This window comes from Duganella sp. CF517, from assembly GCF_900110275.1.
Taxonomy (GTDB): domain Bacteria; phylum Pseudomonadota; class Gammaproteobacteria; order Burkholderiales; family Burkholderiaceae_D; genus Rugamonas.
This window is the reverse complement of sequence record NZ_FODC01000002.1, coordinates 623,564-645,293: the sequence shown is the minus strand read 5'-3', so window position 1 is coordinate 645,293 and position 21,730 is coordinate 623,564. Positions and strand designations below refer to the sequence as shown.

Below are 21,730 nucleotides of genomic sequence, written 5' to 3'. Positions count from 1 at the left end.
CGTTAGCCGCGTGGGCTTAGCAATCAGACACCGCGTTTAATCCCGTTTGCTGCCGGGACGTATCAATTTGACGACTTTGATGGATTGATCATGGGCCTGGATCACCTCGATGATGCAGTTGCCGATTTTGATACTGATCGGCGCTTCTGGAATTTCTTGCAACAGTTCCAGCAGCATGCCGTTCAGCGTTTTGGGGCCGTCGAGCGGGAAGTTCAAGCCCAGGCGTTTGTTGACGTCGCGTAACGCCGTGGCGCCCTCCAGCAGACACTCGCCCTGCTCGTTCCAGGCGAAGCTGTCGGCGCGGGCGTCGCCCGGCATCGACGTCGTGAATTCGCCGATCATTTCCTCGATGATGTCGTCCAGGGTGACCAGGCCCTGCACCTCGCCGTACTCGTCGACGATGATGCCCAGGCGCTCCTTGCGCTCCTGGAAGTACTGCAACTGCGTGAAGACGCCGGTGTCCTGTGGAATGAAGTAGGGCGTGGTCAGCAGCGCGCGGAAATGCTCGACCGTCAATTCTTCTTCCTGGTTCAGCAGCGCCACCGCCTTGCGCACGTGCAGGATGCCGACGATGCGGTTGATCTCGCCTTCGTACACCGGCAGCTTGTTGTGGTAGCAGGTGGTCAGCTCGCGCTTGATCTCCTCGACCGACTGTTCCAGGTCCAGCGCCTCGATCTGCGAGCGCGGCGTCATGATGTCCTCGACGACGATGGTTTCCAGGTCGAACAGGTTGAGCAGGATGCTCTTGTGCTTTTGCGGAATGAAGTTGCCGCCCTCGAGCACGATCGAGCGCAGTTCCTCGGGCGACACCCGCTCGTCCTGCAGGTGGGCGCCGGCCTTGGTGCGGAACAGCCGCAGCACTTGCGTGACGAACAGGTTGACGAACCACAGCACCGGCTTGAACAAGGTCATCAGCGGCCGCAGCACCACGCTGGTGGGCAGCGCGATGCGCTCCGGATAGGTGGCGCCGATCATCTTCGGCGAGATCTCGGCGAACACGATCAGCAGGAACGCCACCACGCCGGTCGAGATGATGATGACGTTGTCGTCGTGGCCGAAATATTCGATGGCGATCGACGTCACCAGCGCGGTGGCCATGGCGTTGACCAAGGTGTTGGCGATCAGGATCAGCGACAGCAATTTATCGGTGCGGTCGAGCAGCCACAACGTGGTGATCGCGGCGCGGCTGCCGCGCTTGGCCTCGTGGCGCAGGCGATAGCGGTTGGCCGCCATCAGGGCGGTTTCGGCCATGGCGAAAAAGGCCGAGCACAGGATCAGAAGGGCGAGTGCAAGAAGTTGCACCCATAAGGGCACGGTATCCAATAGTCACCGTAAAGAGTCTGGAAAACTGGGCACCGTGCTGCTGCACGCCCAGAGCGTATCAGCTCGGAATTTTAAGGCAAGGATGAGTTGGGTGCAAGTTTGCCTATGTTTTCCCCGAGTCCGCACGGTACTATGGAAGCCACTTTCATATTGCGATAAGGGTGCCCACCATGCGTAAGGACTTTGTTTTGCTTGGCTTGATGTTGGGGTTGGGCGGCGCGGCGGCGCACGCCGCGCCGTTGAACCAGGCTTTGCTGACGCAGGCCGAACAGGCCAAGCCGGAGGCATTGGCGCTGCTCGAGCGGCTGGTCAACATCGATTCGGGCACCTACAACGAAGCGGGGCTGGACAAGGTCGGCGCCATCGCGCGGGAAGAGTTGAAGAAACTCGGCGCGCGCATCGAGGTGCTGCCGGCGTCGCCGGCCAGGTCGCGCAACATCGTCGCCACCTGGACCGGCAAGGGCAAGGGCCGCATCCTGCTGGTGGCGCATATGGACACGGTGTTCGGCGATGGCGCCGCCGCCGCGCGGCCGTTCCGCGTCGACGGCAAGCGCGCCTACGGTCCCGGCATCATGGACGACAAGGGCGGCATCGTCATGGCGTTGTATGCGATGAAGCTGCTGCGCGACGCCAGATTCGACGGCTACGCCAAGGTGACGCTGATCCTCAACACCAACGAGGAAACCGGCTCGACCGGCACGCTGGCGCTGATCGACAAGCAGGCGCGCGAACACGATGTGGCCTTCAACCTGGAGCCGGGCCGTCCGGCCGACGGCCTGGTGATCTGGCGCAAGGGCAGCGGCGGCATCGAGCTCGACGTCAAGGGCAAGGCGGCGCACGCGGGCGTGGCGCCGGACTCGGGCCGCAACGCCGCCATGGAGGCTGCGCACCAGGTGCTGCAACTGAGCAAACTGGGCGACGCCGGCAAGCAGACCACGGTCAATTTCACGGTCATCAAGGCGGGCGAGCGCAGCAACGTGATACCGGACGCGGCGCATGCCGAGGCCGACGTGCGGGTGGCGGTGGCGGAGGAGTTCGACCGGGTCGAGAAGGACATGGCGCGCATCGCCGCCAACAAGCTGATTCCGGACACGCAGGTCAGCGCCAAGCTGCGCCGTGGCTTCCCGCCGATGCCGCAAAACGCCGCGACCGACGCCATGGCGGCGCGCGCGCAGGCCATTTACGGCGAGCTGGGCAAGAGGCTGACGCTGGAAGGCAGCGGCGGCGCGGCCGATTCGAGCCTGATCGCGGCGGCCGGCGTGCCGACCATCGACGGCCTGGGCATCGTCGGCGGCGGCATCCACACGCCGGACGAATATATCGAGGTCGACAGCATCGCGCCGCGCCTGTACCTGTTGACACGCTTGATCATGGACTACAGCAAGTAAATCACGTCGTGTTGCGTAGGACCACGGCGTGGCCGGCGATGGTCGCGCCGTTCTCCTGGCGGGCGGCAAGCGGCTCGGCAGCCAGCAGCTCGAAACCCGTCTCGTTCGCCAGGCGCTCGATATAGCCCAGCGTGTGGGCATAGCGGTTGGTCGGGCGCAAGGTGAAGTCGGCGCCATCGCCGGCTTCGACGGAGAAGCAGAAGCGCCCGCCGGGCTTCAACGCGCGCCGCACCCGCTCGAACACCGGTTGCAGGTCGCCGATGTAGACGAAGACGTCGGCGGCGACCGCCAAATCCCAGCGGTCCGTATGGGCGTCCAAATAACCCAGCAGATCGGCGCAGGCCAGTTCGTCGTAGCCGCCGCGTGCGGCCGCCTTGTCCAGCATCTGTTGCGACAGGTCGACGCCATCGAGGCGGCGCGAATACGCCTTCAGATACGGGGCGCACAGGCCGGTGCCGCAGCCGATGTCCACGGTGTCGAGATCGGCCGCCGGCGCCACGCGCCGCAGCATCCCGTCAAGAAATGCCGGCGTCTGGTAGTCCAGCACCTGCAACAGATGCTCGTCGAAGTGGTTGGCGTACTGGTCGAACAGCGAGCGCACGTATTCGGCCGGCAGCACCGCCGGCGTCGCGCCCACGCCGAGCGACGCCAGCGCGAAGGCGATGGTTTCCGGATTGTCGCCATGGGCCAAGGCGGCGCGGTAGGCGGCGATCGCCTCGGCGTTGCGGCCCAGCGAGCGCAGCGCGTTGCCGCGATGGTAGTGCGCCAGCGCGTGGTCGGGTTTGAGTTTGAGCGCGTAATCGTAGCTGTCCAGCGCCGCCTCGAACTCGCCAAGCTTGAACAGGCTCGAACCCTGCGCGCTGTACGCCTCGGCCCATTGCGGACGCAGATGGATGGCGCGGTCGAAGCTCTCGACGGCGTCCGGCAGCAGGCGCAGGCAGTGCAGTGCGTTGCCGCGCGCGAACCAGGCGTCGGCGTAGCGGTCCTTGATGTTCAGCGCATCTTCCGCCGCGCCCAGCGCCTCCAGATAGCGGGCCTGGTCCTGCAGCACGATGGCGCGGTTGCAGTGCGCCTCGGCGTAATTCGGTTGGATCTCGATCGCGCGTTGGTAGCTGCGCAGCGCGTCATCGAGGCGCCCGAGCCTGCGCAGCGCGTTGCCGCGATTACTCCAGGCCATGGCGTAGTCCGGCAGCAGGGCGATGGCGCGGTCGTGGCTGGCGAGCGCTTCGTCGGCGCGTCCGGCGTCGAGCAGCGCCGCGCCGAGGTTGGCGTGGGCCTTGGCTTGCTGGCCATCGATGGCGATCGCCTGCGAGATCAGCGCGATGGCCTGCGCCGCGTCGCCTTGCTGGCGGGCGATCACGCCCAGCAGATGTAGCGCGTCGAACTGGCGGGGATTGAGGTCCAGCACCTGGCGGTACAGCGCCTGCGCCGGCTGGAGGCGGCCTTGCTGATGGAGTTCGACGGCCTGTTGCAGGAAGGACGCTTCGAGCGCGGAAGTGGATTCGGTCATGGTGCGCGCATCTTAGACTCAACTGCCCCGATACGTCGAATACGCCCACGGCGACACCACCAGCGGCACATGGTAATTCTGCTCCGCGCCGGCCACGCCGAAAGCGATGGTCACCTCGTCGATAAAGCGCGGCTCCGGCAGCTCGACCCCCTGCGCGGCGAAATAGTCGCCGGCGCCGAACACCAGCTCATACTTTCCGGCCTTCATGGTCTCGCCCTCGAGCAGCGGCGCCGAACAGCGGCCGTCGGCGTTGGTGACGTCGGTTTTGATCAGGGTGCGCCCCTGTGCGCCGACGGCGTACAGCGCCACCTTGACGCCGGCCCCCGGCTTGCCTTGCGTGATGTCGAGAACGTGCGTACTGAGCTTGCCCATGGTTGTCCTATATGTGTACGTCATAAGTATCTATTGTACAAATCATATACCGATGACGGCCTACGCATATATGATTACAGATATATTCCCCATCGACTTGCCGGCGCCCATGACCACTTACGACAACTATCCGCGCGACATGATCGGCTACGGGCCGAAACCGCCCCACGCCCAGTGGCCGAACCAGGCCCGGGTGGCCCTGCAATTCGTGCTGAACTACGAGGAGGGCGGCGAAAACAACGTGCTGCACGGTGATGCCGGATCGGAAACATTTCTGTCCGAGATCATCGGCGCCGCCTCGTTCAGCAACCGCCACATGAGCATGGAATCGCTGTACGAGTACGGCTCGCGCGCCGGTCTGTGGCGCCTGCTGCGCATGTTCGAGGAGCGCAAGCTGCCGCTGACGGTGTTCGGCGTGTCGATGGCGCTCAAGCGGCATCCGGAGGCGGTGGCCGCGTTCCAGTCGCTGGGCCACGAAATCGCCTGCCACGGCCTGCGCTGGATCACCTACCAAAACATGGACGAGGCGACCGAGCGCGCGCACATGAAGGAAGCGGTCGATATCATCCGCGAACTGACGGGTAGCGCGCCGCAAGGCTGGTACACCGGCCGCGATTCGCCCAATACGCGCCGGCTGGTGGTGGAGCACGGCGGCTTCCGCTACGATTCCGACCACTACGGCGACGACTTGCCGTTCTGGCAAAAGGTCGGCTACACGGACGCCGGCGGCAAGGCCGCGACGGCGCCGCAGCTGATCGTGCCGTACACGCTGGACACCAACGACATGCGCTTCGCCGCCGCGCAGGGCTTCAACTCCGGCACGCAATTCTTCGACTACCTGAAGGACGCCTTCGACGTGCTGTACGCGGAGGGCGATCCGAATGGCTTGAACCAGCCGAAGATGCTGTCGATCGGTCTGCACTGCCGTATCGCCGGGCGGCCGGCGCGGGCGGCGTCGCTGGCGCGCTTCCTCGACTACGTGCAGGGGCACGACAAGGTCTGGATCACGCGCCGCATCGATATCGCCGATCACTGGCACGCCACACACCCATTTGCAGATTGAGACCACGATGTCCGAACCGATTCGTTTTTATTTCCGTGGCGCGGTCCAGGAGATCACCAACGCCGCGCCGACGCGCACCGTGCTGCAGCACCTGCGCGAAGACCTGCATTGCACCGGCACCAAGGAAGGCTGTGCCGAGGGCGATTGCGGCGCCTGCACGGTCGTCGTCGGCAGCCTGAACGCCAGCGGCCAGCTGGAGATGAAGTCCGTGAACTCCTGCATCCAGTTCGCGCCCACGCTGGACGGCAAGGCGCTGTTCACGGTCGAGGATTTGCAGCAGGCCGACGGCGCGCTGCATCCGGTACAGCAGGCGATGGTCGAATGTCACGGCTCGCAATGCGGCTTCTGTACGCCCGGTTTCGTCATGTCGCTGTGGGGCATGTATCTCGACAAGGACGGCCAGCCTGCGCAGCGCAAGGAAATCGACGATTGCCTGTCCGGTAACCTGTGCCGCTGCACCGGCTACCGCCCCATCATCGATGCCGCGCACCGCATGACGGAGCTGCCCAAGGTCGGCTTCGACCGCGAAGCCCTGGCGGAGCAATTGCGCGGCTTGCGGCGCGACGCCGGCGCCAGCTACACCGCGCACGGCCAGAGCTTCCACGCGCCGCGCACGCTCGAGGAGTTGGTGGCCCTGCGCGCCGCGCATCCGAAGGCGACGCTGCTGGCCGGTTCCACCGATATCGGCCTGTGGGTCACCAAACAGATGCGCGAGCTGGGCGACATCATCTACCTTGGTCACGTCACCGCGCTGCAAACCATGGGCGAGAAAGACGGCATGCTGGAAATCGGCGCCGGCGTCTCGCTCGACGAGGCGTATCAGGCGCTGGCGGAACGGTATCCGTCGCAGCTGGGCGAGATGCGCCAGCGCTTCGCATCCCTGCCGATCCGTAACGCCGGCACGCTGGGCGGCAATGTCGCCAACGGTTCGCCGATCGGCGATTCGATGCCGTGGATGATCGCGCTCGGTAGCGAAGTGGTGCTGCAAAGCGCGTCCGGCCGGCGTGTGCTGCCGCTGGAGGCCTTCTACCTCGATTATCAAAAAAAGGATATGCGGCCGGACGAATTGGTCGTCGCCGTGCGGGTGCCGTTGCCGCGCGCCGGGATCGCATTCCGCACCTATAAGCTGGCCAAACGCTTCGACCAGGATATCTCCGCCGTCTGCGCCGCGTTCGCGTTCAAGCTCGATGGCGACGTCGTGGTCGACGCCCGCATCGCTTTCGGCGGCATGGCCGCCACCCCGCGCCGCGCGCCGCGTGCCGAGTCCTCGCTGATTGGGCTGCGCTGGAACGAGGCCAATCTGCGCGTGGCGATGGACATGCTGGCGCGGGACTTCGCGCCGCTGTCGGACATGCGCGCCTCCAGTACCTATCGCATGCAGACGGCGCAAAACCTGCTGCGCCGCTTCTGGTTCGAGACCCGCGCCGACGCGCCGCTCGCGGCCGATGCCGTCAACGCCTTCGCCTGCCGCGCCTGAAAGGAGCCATCATGAACCATCCAGCCGCTCCCGAACTTGCGACCACCGCGTTGGACGCCGCCAAGGCCGCCGCCGCCGAGGCGTGGAAAGCCGTCGGCGTCGCCCGTCCGCATGAATCGGCCGAGCTGCACGTGCTCGGCCAGGCCACGTACACCGACGACATCCCCGAGCTGCAAGGCACCTTGCACGCGGCGCTGGGCCTGTCGTCGAAGGCGCACGCGCGCATCACCGCGATCGACCTGGCGCCGGTGCGCGCTTCGGCCGGCGTGGTGGCGGTCTACACCGCCGGCGACATCGTCGGCACCAACGACTGCGGGCCGATCATCCACGATGATCCGATTTTCTGCGTGGAGGAGGTGATGTACGTCGGCCAGCCGATCTTCATCGTCGTCGCCGACACGCACGACAACGCCCGCCGCGCCGCGCGCCGCGCCGTCGTCGATTACGACGAGCTGCCGGCGATCTTCACGCCGCAGGAAGCCAAGTCCGCGCAATCGTATGTGCTGCCGCCGATGCGGCTCAAGCGCGGGGAATTCCAGGCCGCCTTCGACACGGCGCCGCGCGTGGTCAAGGGCCAGTTGTTCGTCGGCGGCCAGGAGCAGTTCTACCTGGAGGGCCAGATCGCCTACGCGATCCCGAAGGAGGACAACGGCATGCTGGTGCAGTGCTCGACCCAGCATCCGAGCGAGATGCAGCACGTGGTCGCCCATGCGATCGGCGTGCATTCGCACAAGGTGCAGGTCGAGTGCCGCCGCATGGGCGGTGGTTTCGGCGGCAAGGAGTCGCAATCGGCGTTGTGGGCCGCCGCCGCCGGCATCGCCGCCGCCAAGCTGCGCCGGCCGGTCAAGCTGCGCGCCGACCGCGACGACGACATGCTCGTCACCGGCAAGCGCCATTGCTTCTTCTACGAATACGAAGTCGGCTACGACGACAACGGCAAGATCCTCGCAGCGAAGGTCGACATGACCCTGCGCGCCGGCTATTCGGCCGACTTGTCGGGGCCCGTGGCCACGCGTGCCGTCTGCCACTTCGACAATACCTATTATTTGTCGGACGTCGACATCCGCGCCGCCTGCGGCAAGACCAACACGCAATCGAACACCGCCTTCCGTGGCTTCGGCGGCCCGCAGGGCGCCATCGCCATCGAATACGTGATCGATGAAATCGCCCGCAACCTTGGCCGCGACGCGCTCGACATCCGCCGCCTGAATTTCTATGGCAAGACCGAGCGCAATGTCACGCCTTACGGCCAGGAGATCGTCGACAACGTGATCGAGGCGCTGACGGCGGAGCTGGAGCAAACCAGCGAATACCGCGCGCGCCGCAAGGCCATCGACGCTTACAACGCGAACAGCCCGGTGCTGAAGAAAGGGCTGGCGCTGACGCCGCTCAAATTCGGCATCGCCTTCAACGTCACCCACCTGAACCAGGCCGGCGCGCTGGTGCACGTGTATGTGGACGGCTCGGTACTGGTCAACCATGGCGGCACGGAGATGGGGCAAGGCATCAACACCAAGGTGATGCAGGTGGTGGCGCATGAACTGGGCGTGGACATGGAGCACGTGCGCGCGACGGCGACCGATACCAGCAAGGTGTCGAACACCTCGGCGACGGCGGCATCGACCGGCGCGGATTTGAACGGCAAGGCGGCGCAGGACGCCGCGCGCCAGATCCGCGAGCGCTTGGCCGCCTACGCGGTCAAACTGTATGGCGACGAGGACGGCCAGCCGGTGCGGTTCTTCGACAACGCCGTGCACGTGAACGGTCACGTCGTACCGTTTCCGGAGCTGGTGCAGAAGGCGTATCTGGCGCGGGTGCAGCTGTGGTCCGACGGTTTCTACGCCACGCCCGGCCTGCACTGGGACCCGAAGACGATGAACGGCCATCCGTTCTCGTATTATGCCTACGGCGCCGCCGTGTCCGAGGTGGTGGTCGACACCTTGACCGGCGAGTGGAAGCTGCTGCGCGCGGATGCGTTGTACGACGCCGGCCGCTCGCTCAATCCGGCCATCGATATCGGCCAGGTGGAGGGCGCTTTCATCCAGGGCATGGGCTGGCTGACCACCGAGCAGCTGTGGTGGAACCCGGCCGGCAAGCTGATGACGCACGCGCCGTCGACCTACAAGATTCCCGGCGTGTCCGACTGCCCCGAGGACTTCCGCGTCACGCTGTATGACAACGGCAACGTCGAGGACAGCATCCACCGCTCCAAGGCGGTGGGCGAACCGCCGCTGCTGCTGCCGTTCTCGGTGTTCTTCGCGATCCGCGATGCGATTTCCAGCGTCGGCGGCCATCGCGTCAATCCGCCGCTGAACGCGCCGGCGACCAGCGAAGAGATACTGCGCGCGGTATCCGCAGTGGAAATGGCGGCTTAAGTGAACGAGTGGCTGACAGCGCGGATCACGCAACCGGCGGTGCTGGTGACGGTGGCCATCGTCGAAGGTTCCGGTCCGCGCGAGCCGGGCGCCAAGATGTTGGTGACGGCGCAAGGCCAGGTCGACACCATCGGCGGCGGGCATCTGGAAATGTGCGCGGTCGAGGTGGCGCGCCGGATGCTGGACGGCGGGGTTGCGGCGCGGCTGGAGCGCTATGCGCTCGGCCCGACCTTGGGCCAGTGCTGCGGCGGCGTGGTGCACCTGGCGTTCGAGTTGGTCGATGCTTCGCTGCGCGCGGTGCTGGAGAGTTTAAGAAGTCGCCGTCGCGAAGAGAGCTGGCGCCTGAGCGCCATCGACGGTCCGTCCGCCGCGCTGCTGCTGGATGCCGATGGCAGGACGGTGGCGGGGCAGGGCGAGCGCGCGCCACTGGTCGACCGCACGCGCGGCACGCATGTATTGAAAGACGCTGCCGGGCGTCGCTGGCTCGCCGACCCGTGCCTGGCGCCGCGCGCGCATCTGCTATTGTTCGGCGCGGGCCATGTCGGCGCGGCCATCGTCCGCATGCTGGGCGAGCTGCCGTGCACCGTAACCTGGATCGACGAGCGGGAGGATATGTTCCCGTCGACGATACCAGCCAACGTGACGATCGAAGCGACCGATACGCCGGAGGCGCTGGTCGCCGGCGCGCCGGCCGACGCCAGTTACCTGGTGATGACCCACAGCCACGAGCTCGATCAGCGGTTGAGCGAAGCGATTTTGGCGCGCCCCGACGTCGGTTGGTTTGGCCTGATCGGCTCCAAGACCAAGCGGGTGCAGTTCGAACGCAGGATGGCCGCGCGCGGCCTGCCGCGGGACCGCATCGACGCCATGGTTTGTCCGATCGGCCTGGCCGGCATCACGAACAAGCTGCCCGCCGCGATCGCGGCCTCCGTCTGCGCCCAGTTGCTGATCGTGTGGGAAGCGCAGCAGAGCGTCGCGTTGAATCAGGATCGCGCGGGGCGGATTAGCGCAGCGTAATCGGCCATGCCGGCGCCGCCGACGCCCAATCGACGGCCGATTACGGCGTTCCGCCTAATCCGCCCTACGTGGAACCACGAAATTTTTGAGAGAACCTATGTCGAACCAAGACCTGCAAGCCTACCGGGGTAGCTTGCTCCACTTCCTCGCCGACCCGGCCTTCAGCGACCAGTCGCACGACTGGTACGAGGACGGCTTGCTGATCGTCGCCGACGGCAAAGTCCAGGCGGCCGGCGACTACGCCACGCTGCACGCGACCCTGCCGCCGGGAACCGAAGTGCACGACTACAGCGGAAAGCTGCTGATGCCCGGCTTTATCGACACCCACGTCCACTATCCGCAAACCGACATGATCGCCTCGCCGGCCGAGGGCCTGCTGCCCTGGCTGGAGACCTACACCTTCCCGGTCGAGAGCAAATTCGGCGACCCGGCGCACGCCGCCGGCGTGGCCGACTTCTTCCTCGACGAGCTGCTGCGCTGCGGCACCACCACCGCCATGGTCTATTGCAGCGTGCACCCGCAATCGGTGGACGCCTTCTTCACCGCCAGCGAACAGCGCGGCCTGCGCATGGTCGCCGGCAAGGTGATGATGGACCGGAACTGCCCCGACTACCTGCGCGACACGGCCGAATCGAGCGCCCGCGACACCGAGGCGCTGATCCGGCGCTGGCACAACCACGGCCGCTCGCTGTACGCGATCACGCCGCGCTTCGCGCCCACCTCCACCGAGGAGCAGCTGCACCTGGCCGGCGAACTGGCGCGGGCCTACCCGGACACCTTCATCCAGACCCACGTGTCGGAGAACGAAGCCGAATGCGCGTGGGTGCGCGAACTGTTCCCCAAGTCGCGCAGCTACATCGACGTCTACGACAGCTACGGCATGATGCGCCCGCGCGCGATGTACGGCCACTGCATCTGGCTCGATGCGCGCGACCGCGAGCGCATGGCCGAAACCAGTTCCGCCGCCGCCATCTGCCCGACCTCCAACCTGTTCCTCGGCAGCGGCCTGTTCGACTTCGAGCGCGCCGACCAGGCCGGCGTGCCGCTGTCGCTGGCGACGGACGTCGGCGGCGGCACCTCGTTCTCGATGTTGCAAACCATGAATGAAGCCTATAAAGTAGCGCGCTTGGGCGGCAGTTATCTGCCGGCTTTGCGGATGTTCTACCTGGCCACGCTGGGCGCGGCGCGCAGCATGCAGCTCGAAGGCACGATCGGCAATTTCAGCGCCGGCGCGGAGGCCGACTTCATCGTCGTCGACCCGCAGGCCACGCCGCTGCTGCGGCGGCGCACCGACCGGATCGAAAGCCTGGAGGAGCTGCTGTTCGCCCTGGCGCTGCTGGGCGACGACCGCGCCATCGCGGCGACGTATTCCGCCGGCCGCAAGGTGCACGCCCGCGCCTCGACTTGAAGGTCGGGATAAGAACGGACTAAATTCACATTGGAAGCCACATGCAAAAAAATATCGCCAGCCTGAAGGCCGTCGCCCTCGCCGCCGCCGTGTTCTGCGCCATGCCGCAAGGCGCGCACGCGGCCAGCAACGAGGACATCGTCAAGCGCCACTTCGCCTCGCTGGTTTCGGGCAAGGAGCCGAAACTGGCCGAGCTGACGATGTTCTTTACGATGATGCCCAAGGGCGGCGATCTGCACCACCATTATTCCGGCGCGATCTACGCCGAGCAGTATCTGGAGTGGGTGGACAAGGAGGGCTACTGCGTCAACAAGACCAGCTTCATGATCGACAAGACCAAGGAGACCGTCGCCAGCGAGCGCGCCAAGCCGCTGGCCGAGCGCGCGTGCCTGTCCGGCCAGGATATTTTGCAGGACAACACGGTACTGGCCAACCTGCTGCAAAAATGGTCGGACAAGGACTTTTACAACCATAGCGCGATCCAATCGCCGCCGGACCGCCAGTTCTTCGATACCTTCGGCTACTTCACGCCGGTCGCGTCGACCAACGCGGCCGAAGGCCTGAAGACGCTCAAGCAGCGCGCGATCCAGGAAAACCTGAGCTACATCGAGACCATCTACGAGATCGCGCCGATCGCGCAGGACAAGGCCTTCGACGACAAAGCCCTCGCCGGCGGCGTGACCGACGCCGACCTGGCCGCCTTCAGCGCCAAACTGCAGGACGACAAGGCCTACCAGGGCTGGATCGCCGCCTACCTGGACAACGTCAAGACCTCCGGCGCCGGCATCGACGACGCCGACTTCACGATGCGCTACCAGCCGTTCGCGCTGCGCTTCCTGTCGCCGTCGCAGGTGTTCTCGCAGATGGTGTCGAGCTTTAAGCTGGCGTCCTCCAGCCCGATGATCGTCGGCGTCAACATCGTCGGCCAGGAGAGCGTCCACGTGTCGATGCGCGACTATGCGATGCACATGCAGATGTTTAAATTCCTGAAGACGAAGTATCCGAAGGTGAAACTGGCGCTGCACGCCGGCGAGCTGTCGCTGGGCATGGTGCCGCCGGAAGGCCTGACCTTCCACATCCGCGACGCCATCGACGTCGCCGGCGCCAGCCGCATCGGCCACGGCATGGACATCGCCCACGAGACCAATCCGCTGCAGATCATGAAAAAAATGCGTGATCGACAGATTCCGGTCGAGGTCAACCTCAGTAGTAACGACTTTATTTTGGGTGTGAAGGGCGCCGCGCATCCGGTCACCCTGTACCGGCAATATGGCGTGCCGTTCGTGCTGTCGACCGACGACGCCGGCGTGTCGCGCAATAACCTGTCCGGCGAATTCGTGTTGTACGCGGCCCGTTATCAGCCGACATATGCGGAAGTTAAAAAACTGTCGTACGACAGCATCCGGTATTCCTTCCTCGCCGACGCCGACAAACAGCGGCTGTTGAAGGGCTTGGACGGCAAGTTCAGCAAATTTGAAGCGGAAATTGCTGCGTCGCAAAGCAAGGCGGCGCGCTAGGCGTACAAGCGTCGCCAGCGGCAAGCTGGCTCAACAGCAGGGCGGTGTGGTGTCCGATCCACATCGACCTGCGGTTTGTTACAAAATATTCTGCCGCACAGCAGCATTCGACTGTTGTCATAAATTCCTCTCTGTGGCATGCGCGGCCCCCGTTTTTTAACGCTTGTGGCCGCGATACGACATATGCGCGGGCAGTGGTGTTGCTTTTTGCAGTAATACCAATGAAAAGATTTCACGTGAGAATGGCTGATTTATAATTCCGGCTTATTCCACGTCGTAGTTGCACTCGCATGTGAATCTAGCCTTATTTATATATTTTTCATCTGAATTCGTAAAATAAATCGTATTTGTCATGCTTTTTTCGATCCTGCATAGTTGGCGCGGATGATCCAAAAAAAGCAAGATTATTGCTTTCTCACAGTTCAGTAGATAAGTGGCAAACCAGGCGATGCGTCACCTACCGACGTCACAGCCCTGACATATTAAGCCGTTACACTCACCCGCTGCCGTTGGCACGCCGGGATTTGGGCGGCTCGACCAGTTGCAGCAAACGTAAAGCGGAGTGCCGCCATCAGCGGGATTTCCACATAACTATTAGTCTTTTTTGGGGTTATACAATGATCAATCATAAACGGCTCAAGCTGACGCAAATAGCGCTCAGCCTGTCTATCGCGCTCGCGGCGGCACCGGCCTTTGCACAGAACACGACGTCGGCCATCGGCGGCCGCATCTCGGTGGCCGACGGCAAGCCAGCAGCGGGCGCGACCGTTACCATCGTCCATACCGAATCCGGTACCGTGACCAACATCGTGACCGACGCCGAGGGCCGTTACGTCCAGCGCGGTCTGCGTACCGGCGGTCCGTACACGATCACGATCACCAAAGACGGCGTTGTGGAAAAACGCGAAGGCGTCTTCACGCAACTGGCGGAAACCGCCACGGTCGACGCGACCCTGGGCGGCTCGATGCAAACCGTGACCATCGCCGGCACCGCCGGTGGCCGCTCGGAGCGCTTCAACAAAACCAACATGGGCGCCGGCACCAGCATCAGCGCCACCGAACTGGCGATCCAGGGTTCGATCAACCGCAACCTGCAAGACTATGCCCGTGCCGATCCGCGCGTGTCGCAGACCGACAAGGAGCGCGGCGAGATGTCCGTCGCCGGCCAGAACTCGCGCTACAACTCGCTGACCATCGACGGCGTGGCCGTCAACGATACGTTCGGCCTGGAGTCGAACGGCAGCCCGACCGCCAAGCAGCCGATCTCGATCGAAGCGATCCAGTCGGTGCAGGTCAACGTCGCCAACTACGACGTCACGCAAAAGGGCTACACCGGCGGCAATATCAACGCGGTCACCAAGTCCGGCACCAACACCGTCAAGGGCAGCGTCTACTACGTGTTCCGTAACGACAGCATGGCCGGCGATCGCTACAACGCCTCCACCGACACCTACTCCAAGCCGGCGCCGTTCAAGGAAACGACCAAGGGCGCGACCGTCGGTCTGCCGCTGATCCAGGACAAGCTGTTCCTGTTCGCCGCCTACGAGAAACTGGAATCGACCCGCAACGCGCCATCGTTCGGCCCGCTGGGCAGTTCGCTGACCAACGTCGGCATCACGCCGGCGGCCATCGCCAGCGCCACCGATATCGCCAAGAACACGTATGGCATCAACATCGGCGATTCGTCGATGTCGGCCGGTTCCCAGCTGACCGTCGACGATAGCCTGGTCAAGGTCGACTGGAACATCAACGACAACCACCGCGCCATGTTCCGCTACTCGAAGACCAAGCAGGCGGAGCCGCAATTCACCGGCATGTCGGCCACCGGCCTGTCGCTCAACTCGGAATGGTTCTCGCAAGAGAAAGTCATCGAGACGCTGGTCGGCCAGTGGACCGCCGACTGGAGCCCGACCTTCTCGACCGAGGTGAAAGTGTCGTCGCGCGACTACGACAGCACGCCGTCGCTGAACTCCGCGCTGCCGCTGATGAACCTGTCGTTCACCGGCGCCAATCCGGCCGGCACGCCGTCGACGGTGTCGACCGCCGCCCGCACGCTGTCGTTCGGTACCGATAACAGCCGCCACCGCAACATCCTCGGCACCAAGACCAAGGACGCCTACGCGGGCGCCAACTGGTCGCTGGGCGATCACGAAGTCAAGTTCGGCTCGGACTACAGCAAGAACGATGTCTACAACGCCTTCCTGCAGAACATCTGGGGCAACTACACGTTCTCGTGCGTGCAGAACTGGAACTACGCGTTCCTGGGCGGCGGCACGCTGACCGACTGCGGCAACAACGCCAACATGCAGGCCGCCGTGCTGGAGAACTTCCGCATCGGCCGTCCATCGTCGTACACGTTGCAAACGCCGAACAATGGATTCTCGCTCGACAGCGCCGTGTCGAGCTTCAGCATGAAGAACTACGGCCTGTTCCTGCAAGACACCTGGAGCGTCACGCCGCAACTGACCGTCAGCTACGGCGTGCGCCTGGACGCCACCCGCATGAACGACCGTCCGCTGCTCAATACCCGCGTCGCGCAAGCCGCTGTCGCCGCCAGCGGCGCCACCGACAACCGTCAGACCGGCGGCTTCGGCCTGGACAACACCGTCACCTTCGACGGCCAGAATGTCTGGCAGCCGCGCGCCGGCTTCAACTACAGCTTCGACACCGTGCGCAAGATGCAAATCCGCGGCGGCGCCGGCTTGTTCCAGGGCGCGGCCGCCACCGTGTGGCTGTCGAATCCGTTCTCCAACCCTGGCGTGGCCACCTCCAGCATCAGCTGCAGCGCCTCGACCCGGGCCTGCCCGAACGTCGGCGGCACCTTCACGCCGGACATCACCAAGCAGCCGACCACGCTGAGCGGCGGCACCAGCACCGCCCAGTTGAACGTCGACGCCCTGGCGCCGGGCCTGAAGCAGCCGTCGGTGTGGAAATCGAACATCGCCTTCGACACCGAACTGCCATGGTACGGCCTGGTGCTGGGCCTGGAGTACATGAACACCAAGGTCAAGGACGGCATCTACTACCGCAACCTGAACCTGGGCGCGGCCACCCGCATCGGTACCGATGGCCGTGAGCTGTACTACAGCGACGCCGCCTACGATACCCGTTGCTGGTCGTCGACCGGTACGCTGACCACCACCGGCGCCACCTGCGGGGCAACCTCCGCCCGCGCCGCCGCGCGCACCAAGTCGGGCAGCAACATCGGCTTCAACAACGTGCTGGTCGCCACCGCGACCGACAAGGGCGGCAGCAACCTGGCCACCGCGTCGCTGAGCCGTCCGATGACCAACGGCTTCGGCTGGTCGCTGTCGTACACCTACACCGATGCCAAGGAAGTGTCCGGCCTGACGTCGTCGACGTCGAGCTCGAACTACAGCGGCCGTTCGGTGTTCAACCCGAACGAGGAAGTCAACGCCAACTCGAGCTATCTGGTGAAAGACCGTATCAACGCGCTGGTCAACTTCCAGAAGCGTTTCTTCGGTTCGTACAAGACCACCTTCGGCATGTTCTACGAAGGCCGCACCGGCAAGCCATACAGCTGGACCATCAACAACGACTTGAACGGCGATGGCCTGGGCGGCAACGACCTGATGTACATTCCGTCGGCGCCGGGTTCGGGCCAGGTGGTGTTCCTGGGCGACACCGCGACCAACAAGACCAACGAAAACAAGTTCTGGTCGATCGTCAACGCCAATGGCGTTCTGCGTAATGCGAAAGGCCGCGTCGTCGACCGTAACAGCGACTTCTCGCCTTGGACCAACACCTTCGATCTGCGTATCGCGCAAGAGATCCCGGGTCTGTTCAAAGGCAACAAGGCGTCGTTCACGCTGGACCTGTTCAACTTCGGCAACCTGCTGAACAAGAAGTGGGGCCGTATCAACGAAGTCGGCTTCCAGGCCGCTGGCGCCCAAGCCCGCAGCTTCGTCGACTTCGCTGGTTTGGACGCCGCCGGCCGTTACATCTACAAGGTGCGCGACAACGTCGAATCGCTGGACGTTCGCCAGAACAAGGGCGAATCGCAGTGGGCCATCCAGGCGACTGTGAAGTACGAATTCTAAGTTCGTAACTCCTTGTTGATCCAAAAACGGCTGGTGGCGACATCAGCCGTTTTTTTATTGCGGGACGGTTTGTAACGTAATATTTTTGCCGGGCCCGGCGCCGTTTTTCGGCCGGCCCGGGCTGTACAATATTTGATTATTTCCGATTGATCAGTAATGACTAAACCTTTGAGTTCCGTCGCCGGCGCCGTGTTGGCGGGCGCGCTGGCGGCCTTGTCCGGCGGCTGCGCCTTCGGACCGCCACCGTTGCCGCCGGGCGTCGTCGAGGTGCAACTGGCCACGCTCAACGACTTCCATGGCAACCTCGAACCGAGCCGATTCGTGTACGACAGCGTGCGCCATGACGACGCGCGCACGGTGATGGCCGGCGGTATCGATACGCTGGGCGCGGCGCTGCGGGCCTGGCGCAAGCAGGACCCGGAACTGCTGCTGGTCGGCGCCGGCGATTTGATCGGCGCCAGCCCGGCCATCTCGTCGATGTGGGCCGACGAGCCGACCTTGGCGGCGATGGATTTGTTGGGACTGCGCGCGAGCACCGTCGGCAATCACGAATTCGACGCCGGCCGCATCGAGCTGCTGCGCCAGCAGAAGGGCGGCTGCAAATCGCCGCGCGCCGACAAGGCCTGCAAGTTCGATCCGGACTACGCCGGCGCGAAATTCAGTTATCTGGCCGCCAACGTGATCGACATGGTCACCCGCAAGCCGATCCTGCCGGCCTACAAGATCGAGACCGCGCATGGCGTCAAGGTGGCCTTCATCGGCACCGTGCTGCGCGAGACCGCCGAAACCTCGATGGCGTCCGGCATCGCCGGCCTCGAATTCATCGACGAGGCGGACGCGATCAACCGCCAGTTGCCGGAACTGCGCCAGCAGGGCGTGGGCGTGTTCGTGGTGCTGCTGCACCAGGGCGGCACCACCGTCGAGAAGTTCGACCAGCACGATTGCGGGCAGCTGAAAGGCCCGGTCGTCGATGTCGTCAAACGCCTCGATCCGGCGATCCGCGTGGTGGTCAGCGGCCACTCGCACAAGGGCTATCTGTGCCGGGTGGACGGCCGCCTGGTGACGCAGTCCGATACGGCCGGCCACGTGATGGCGCGCATCAAGCTGCGCATCGATACCGCCACCAACACGCTGCGCGACGCCAGCGCCACGCAGGAGGTGATGGTGCCGGGTGCCTGGCCGGCCGACCCAGCGCTCGAGGCGTATCTGAAGAAGGCGCGCGAGCGCAGCGCGGCGCAACTGGCGCGTCCGGTGGCGGCGCTGGCCGTGCCCAGCGTGGAGCGCGATCTCGATGACGGCGGCGAGTCGCCGCTGGGCGACCTGGTTGCCGACTCGGTGCTGGCGGCGGGACGCCCGTTCGGCGCGCAGATCGCCTTCATGAACAACGGCGGCATGCGCAGGGACCTGGAAAGCGGCGCCGGTAACCGTGTCGCGGTCGGCCAGGCGCAGGCGGTGCTACCGTTCGGGAACAAGCTGGTGGCGATGAACCTTAAAGGTTGGCAGATCCACGAGCTGCTGGAACAGCAGTGGATCGGCGGGCGCGATTCGTGGCGCGGGCTGCTGCAGGTGTCCGACGGCTTCGCCTATCAGTGGGATGCGAAACGCGGCGAAGGCAGCAAGGTGCTGCCCGACAGCGTGACGCTGAACGGCGTGCCGTTGCAGAGGGAGTCGTCCTACCGCGTGATAGTGAATAACTTTCTGGCCGAAGGCGGCGATGCGTTTCCGATGTTCGCCAATGGCAGCAACCGCGCCGAAACGGGCGTGCTCGCCGTCGATGCGCTGACCGCCTACCTGGTCAAGCGCGAGGAGGCGGGCAAGCCGGCCGGCAGGGCCGGGACGCAGCAGCGCATCCGGCGCCTGCGGTAATCAAGACTAAATACATTTATTGGAGTAACCGCTATGCGTCGTACCTTACTTTCCGTCGCCGTGTCGACGCTGCTGGCTTCCGCCGCGCCGGCGCGCGCCGAGTTTTCCATCCCCGGCTTTGAACTGGTGCAAACCGCGCCGGTCGAAACGTCGCTGCGCAGCGACGACCTGCGCGATCCCGCGACGGTGTGGAGCGAGATGTTCGACAACGCCAAAACCGAGATCGTGATCGGCCAGTTCTACGCGGTCAATAAGCCGGGCAGCGCGTTCGACAAGGTCGTCGAGCGCCTGGCGGCGGCCGGCAAGCGCGGTGTCAAGATCCGCTTCCTGCTCGAACAAAAAGGCCTGGGCCTGTCGGAGAAACCGACCTTGGACCAGTTGCGGGCGATTCCTAACCTGGAACTGCGCATGCTCGATTTCAGCAAGTTGACCGGCAACGGCATCATCCATGCCAAGTACATGGTGGTCGATGGCGCCACGGCCTTCATCGGCAGCCAGAACTTCGACTGGCGCGCCTTCGAGCATATCCACGAGACGGGACTGCGCATCACCGATCCCAAGCTGGTTGGCCAGGTGCTGGCGGTGTTCAACCAGGACTGGCGCGCGCAGGCGCTGACGGAGCAGGGCACGGCGGTGCCGGCGCTGAACGCCATCACGGCGGCACCCAACTACCGCCAGGAGACCTTCCTGCTGGCCAGTCCGAACCGCTATAACCCGGCCGGCATCGGCGACTCCGAGTCCGGCTTGCCGGCGCTGCTGGCCGACGCCAAAAGCGAAGTGCGGATCCAGCTGTTGGAGTACGCGCCGCTCAGTTATGGGCCGAAGGGCACGCGCCCGTACTACGCGGTGATCGACAACGCGGTGCGCGCCGCCGCCAATCGCGGCGTCAAGATCAAGCTGATGGTCTCCAACTGGAACCTGGAGCAACCGGCGCAGGCCTATCTGAAAAGCCTGGCGATGCTGCCGAACGTGGAGATCCGCGTGGTGACGATACCGGCGGCGTCGGGCGGTTTCATTCCGTTCGCGCGCGTCATCCACAGCAAGACCATGGTGATCGACAATCAGGTCGCGTGGGTCGGTACCAGCAACTGGTCCGGCGGCTATATGGATTTGTCGCGTAATATGGAAGTGGTGATGCGTAACGAGAAAATGGCGCAGCGACTGGCGGCCACGCAGGAGCGGATCTGGAGCTCGCAGTACGCGCAGGCGCTCGACATCAACAAGCAGTACCCAAAACCGGTCAAAGGCAAAGCGGAATGAAGAAGCTATTGGTGGTAGCGGCGGTGTGCGGCGCCTTCGCCTCCGCGTTTGTCTGCTCCGACGCGCAGGCGTGGGGCAACGACGGCCACCGCGCGGTCGGCGCCATCGCCGATCAACTGATCATGGGCAGCAACGCCGAAAAGCGCGTGCGGGACTTGCTGCTGCCCGGCGAGAGCCTGGAAAAGATCGCCACCTGGGCGGACTGCATCAAGGGGACTTATTGCGGCCCGCAGACGGCGGAGATGGAGGCCTATGTGGCGGCCAATCCCCGCCATAGTGAGTACCACTACACCAACGTGCCGTTCCAGCTGAGCGAGTACCACGACCACGCGGTGGGGACGGCAGACGACGACATCGTGCAGACGCTCAAGCAGTGCATCGTTACTTTGCAGGGCAAGGGCGATTCGGTCAGCAATCCGCGCAACTTCACGCCGCGCCAGGCTTTGCTGATTCTGACCCATCTGACCGGCGATATCGCGCAACCGCTGCACGTGGGCGAAGCGTATGTCGGCAAGGACGGCGGATTCGTGGTGCCGGCGGGGCAGGCGCAGCTCGACGCCGGCGCGGCGTTCGCCACCCAGGGCGGCAACAACCTGCTGCTCGACGACGTCAAACTGGGCGAGAGCAGTGGACGCCTGATTCCGCCGCCAGAGGCCGAAAACGTCGATCCTCCCGGCCCGCCGCGCGCGCCCAGGACTACCCGCCCGCTACATTCGTATTGGGACGGCTCGGTGGTGAACTACGCCTTCCGCCGCATCGACGCGCGCACGCCGGAGCAATTCGCGAAGCTGGTCATCGCGGCCAATCCTGCGGTCGCCGTCGACAGCGGCGATCCGGTCGGCTGGCCCTATCAATGGGCCGAACAGGCGCTGGCGGTATCCAAACTGGCGTACGACGGCGTGGTGCCGGGCGCCATGTCCACGCAGACCAGCAAGACCACCGGCGCGGTCTACTACACCTGGCCGGTGTCGGTGCCGGACGATTATCCGGTGCCGACCTCGGCCGCCGCCAGGACGCAGCTGACCCGGGGCGGCTACCATTTGGCCGCCGTGCTCAAGGCCATCTGGCCCTGACGACCGGGATGGTGCCATAA

The 21,730-nt window shown here is 64.6% G+C and carries 14 protein-coding genes; 11 read left to right on the top strand and 3 right to left on the bottom strand.

Annotated elements, in window-relative coordinates; translation table 11 throughout:
* Positions 1-36 precede the first annotated feature (36 nt).
* The gene (locus BMX85_RS09810; RefSeq protein WP_090316460.1) at positions 37-1,323 is read right to left on the bottom strand and encodes an HlyC/CorC family transporter; all 1,287 of its coding nucleotides are present in this window, start codon (positions 1,321-1,323) and stop codon (positions 37-39) included.
* A gap of 170 nt (positions 1,324-1,493) precedes the next feature.
* Between BMX85_RS09810 and BMX85_RS09805 the strand changes: the two genes are divergently transcribed.
* Positions 1,494-2,711, top strand: coding sequence for a glutamate carboxypeptidase (locus tag BMX85_RS09805; RefSeq protein WP_090316458.1), 1,218 nt, complete (start codon positions 1,494-1,496; stop codon positions 2,709-2,711).
* Between the two features lies 1 nt (position 2,712).
* Here the strand turns inward: BMX85_RS09805 and BMX85_RS09800 are convergent, their stop codons facing one another.
* Together BMX85_RS09800 and uraH are read right to left on the bottom strand one after the other, a co-directional pair.
* Positions 2,713-4,221, bottom strand: a complete 1,509-nt coding sequence (locus tag BMX85_RS09800; protein WP_090316456.1) for a tetratricopeptide repeat protein — start codon at positions 4,219-4,221, stop codon at positions 2,713-2,715.
* An 18-nt stretch (positions 4,222-4,239) separates the two neighbouring features.
* Positions 4,240-4,593, bottom strand: coding sequence for a hydroxyisourate hydrolase (gene uraH, locus BMX85_RS09795; protein ID WP_090316452.1), 354 nt, complete (start codon positions 4,591-4,593; stop codon positions 4,240-4,242).
* 109 nt (positions 4,594-4,702) lie between these two features.
* Here uraH and puuE point away from each other — a divergent pair, with 109 nt between their 5' ends.
* From puuE to BMX85_RS09745, 10 genes are all read left to right on the top strand, one after another.
* Positions 4,703-5,656: an allantoinase PuuE gene (gene puuE / locus BMX85_RS09790; RefSeq protein ID WP_090316449.1), complete on the top strand. Its 954-nt coding sequence runs from the start codon at positions 4,703-4,705 to the stop codon at positions 5,654-5,656.
* Between the two features lie 7 nt (positions 5,657-5,663).
* Positions 5,664-7,133 (top strand): xanthine dehydrogenase small subunit, encoded by a 1,470-nt coding sequence (gene xdhA, locus BMX85_RS09785; RefSeq protein ID WP_090316446.1) that lies wholly within the window; start codon positions 5,664-5,666, stop codon positions 7,131-7,133.
* Between the two features lie 11 nt (positions 7,134-7,144).
* Positions 7,145-9,508, top strand: a complete 2,364-nt coding sequence (gene xdhB / locus BMX85_RS09780) for a xanthine dehydrogenase molybdopterin binding subunit (protein ID WP_090316443.1) — start codon at positions 7,145-7,147, stop codon at positions 9,506-9,508.
* Positions 9,509-10,525 carry a xanthine dehydrogenase accessory protein XdhC gene (gene xdhC / locus BMX85_RS09775; protein ID WP_090316440.1) on the top strand — a complete coding sequence of 339 codons (1,017 nt, stop codon included), beginning with the start codon at positions 9,509-9,511 and terminating at the stop codon, positions 10,523-10,525.
* Between the two features lie 97 nt (positions 10,526-10,622).
* Positions 10,623-11,933: a guanine deaminase gene (gene guaD, locus BMX85_RS09770; RefSeq protein ID WP_090316437.1), complete on the top strand. Its 1,311-nt coding sequence runs from the start codon at positions 10,623-10,625 to the stop codon at positions 11,931-11,933.
* A gap of 41 nt (positions 11,934-11,974) precedes the next feature.
* Positions 11,975-13,450, top strand: a complete 1,476-nt coding sequence (locus tag BMX85_RS09765; protein ID WP_090316434.1) for an adenosine deaminase family protein — start codon at positions 11,975-11,977, stop codon at positions 13,448-13,450.
* Between the two features lie 617 nt (positions 13,451-14,067).
* Positions 14,068-17,511 carry a TonB-dependent receptor gene (locus BMX85_RS09760; RefSeq protein WP_090316433.1) on the top strand — a complete coding sequence of 1,148 codons (3,444 nt, stop codon included), beginning with the start codon at positions 14,068-14,070 and terminating at the stop codon, positions 17,509-17,511.
* A 156-nt stretch (positions 17,512-17,667) separates the two neighbouring features.
* Complete coding sequence (locus BMX85_RS09755; protein ID WP_090316430.1) at positions 17,668-19,377, top strand: bifunctional metallophosphatase/5'-nucleotidase; 1,710 nt, start codon at positions 17,668-17,670, stop codon at positions 19,375-19,377.
* Between the two features lie 33 nt (positions 19,378-19,410).
* A complete protein-coding gene (locus BMX85_RS09750; RefSeq protein ID WP_090316427.1) occupies positions 19,411-20,637 on the top strand; it encodes a phospholipase D-like domain-containing protein in 1,227 nt (408 codons plus the stop codon).
* Positions 20,634-21,710 (top strand): S1/P1 nuclease, encoded by a 1,077-nt coding sequence (locus BMX85_RS09745; protein ID WP_090316424.1) that lies wholly within the window; start codon positions 20,634-20,636, stop codon positions 21,708-21,710. The genes BMX85_RS09750 and BMX85_RS09745 overlap by 4 nt, the downstream gene beginning before the upstream one ends.
* The last annotated feature ends 20 nt before the right edge of the window (positions 21,711-21,730 follow it).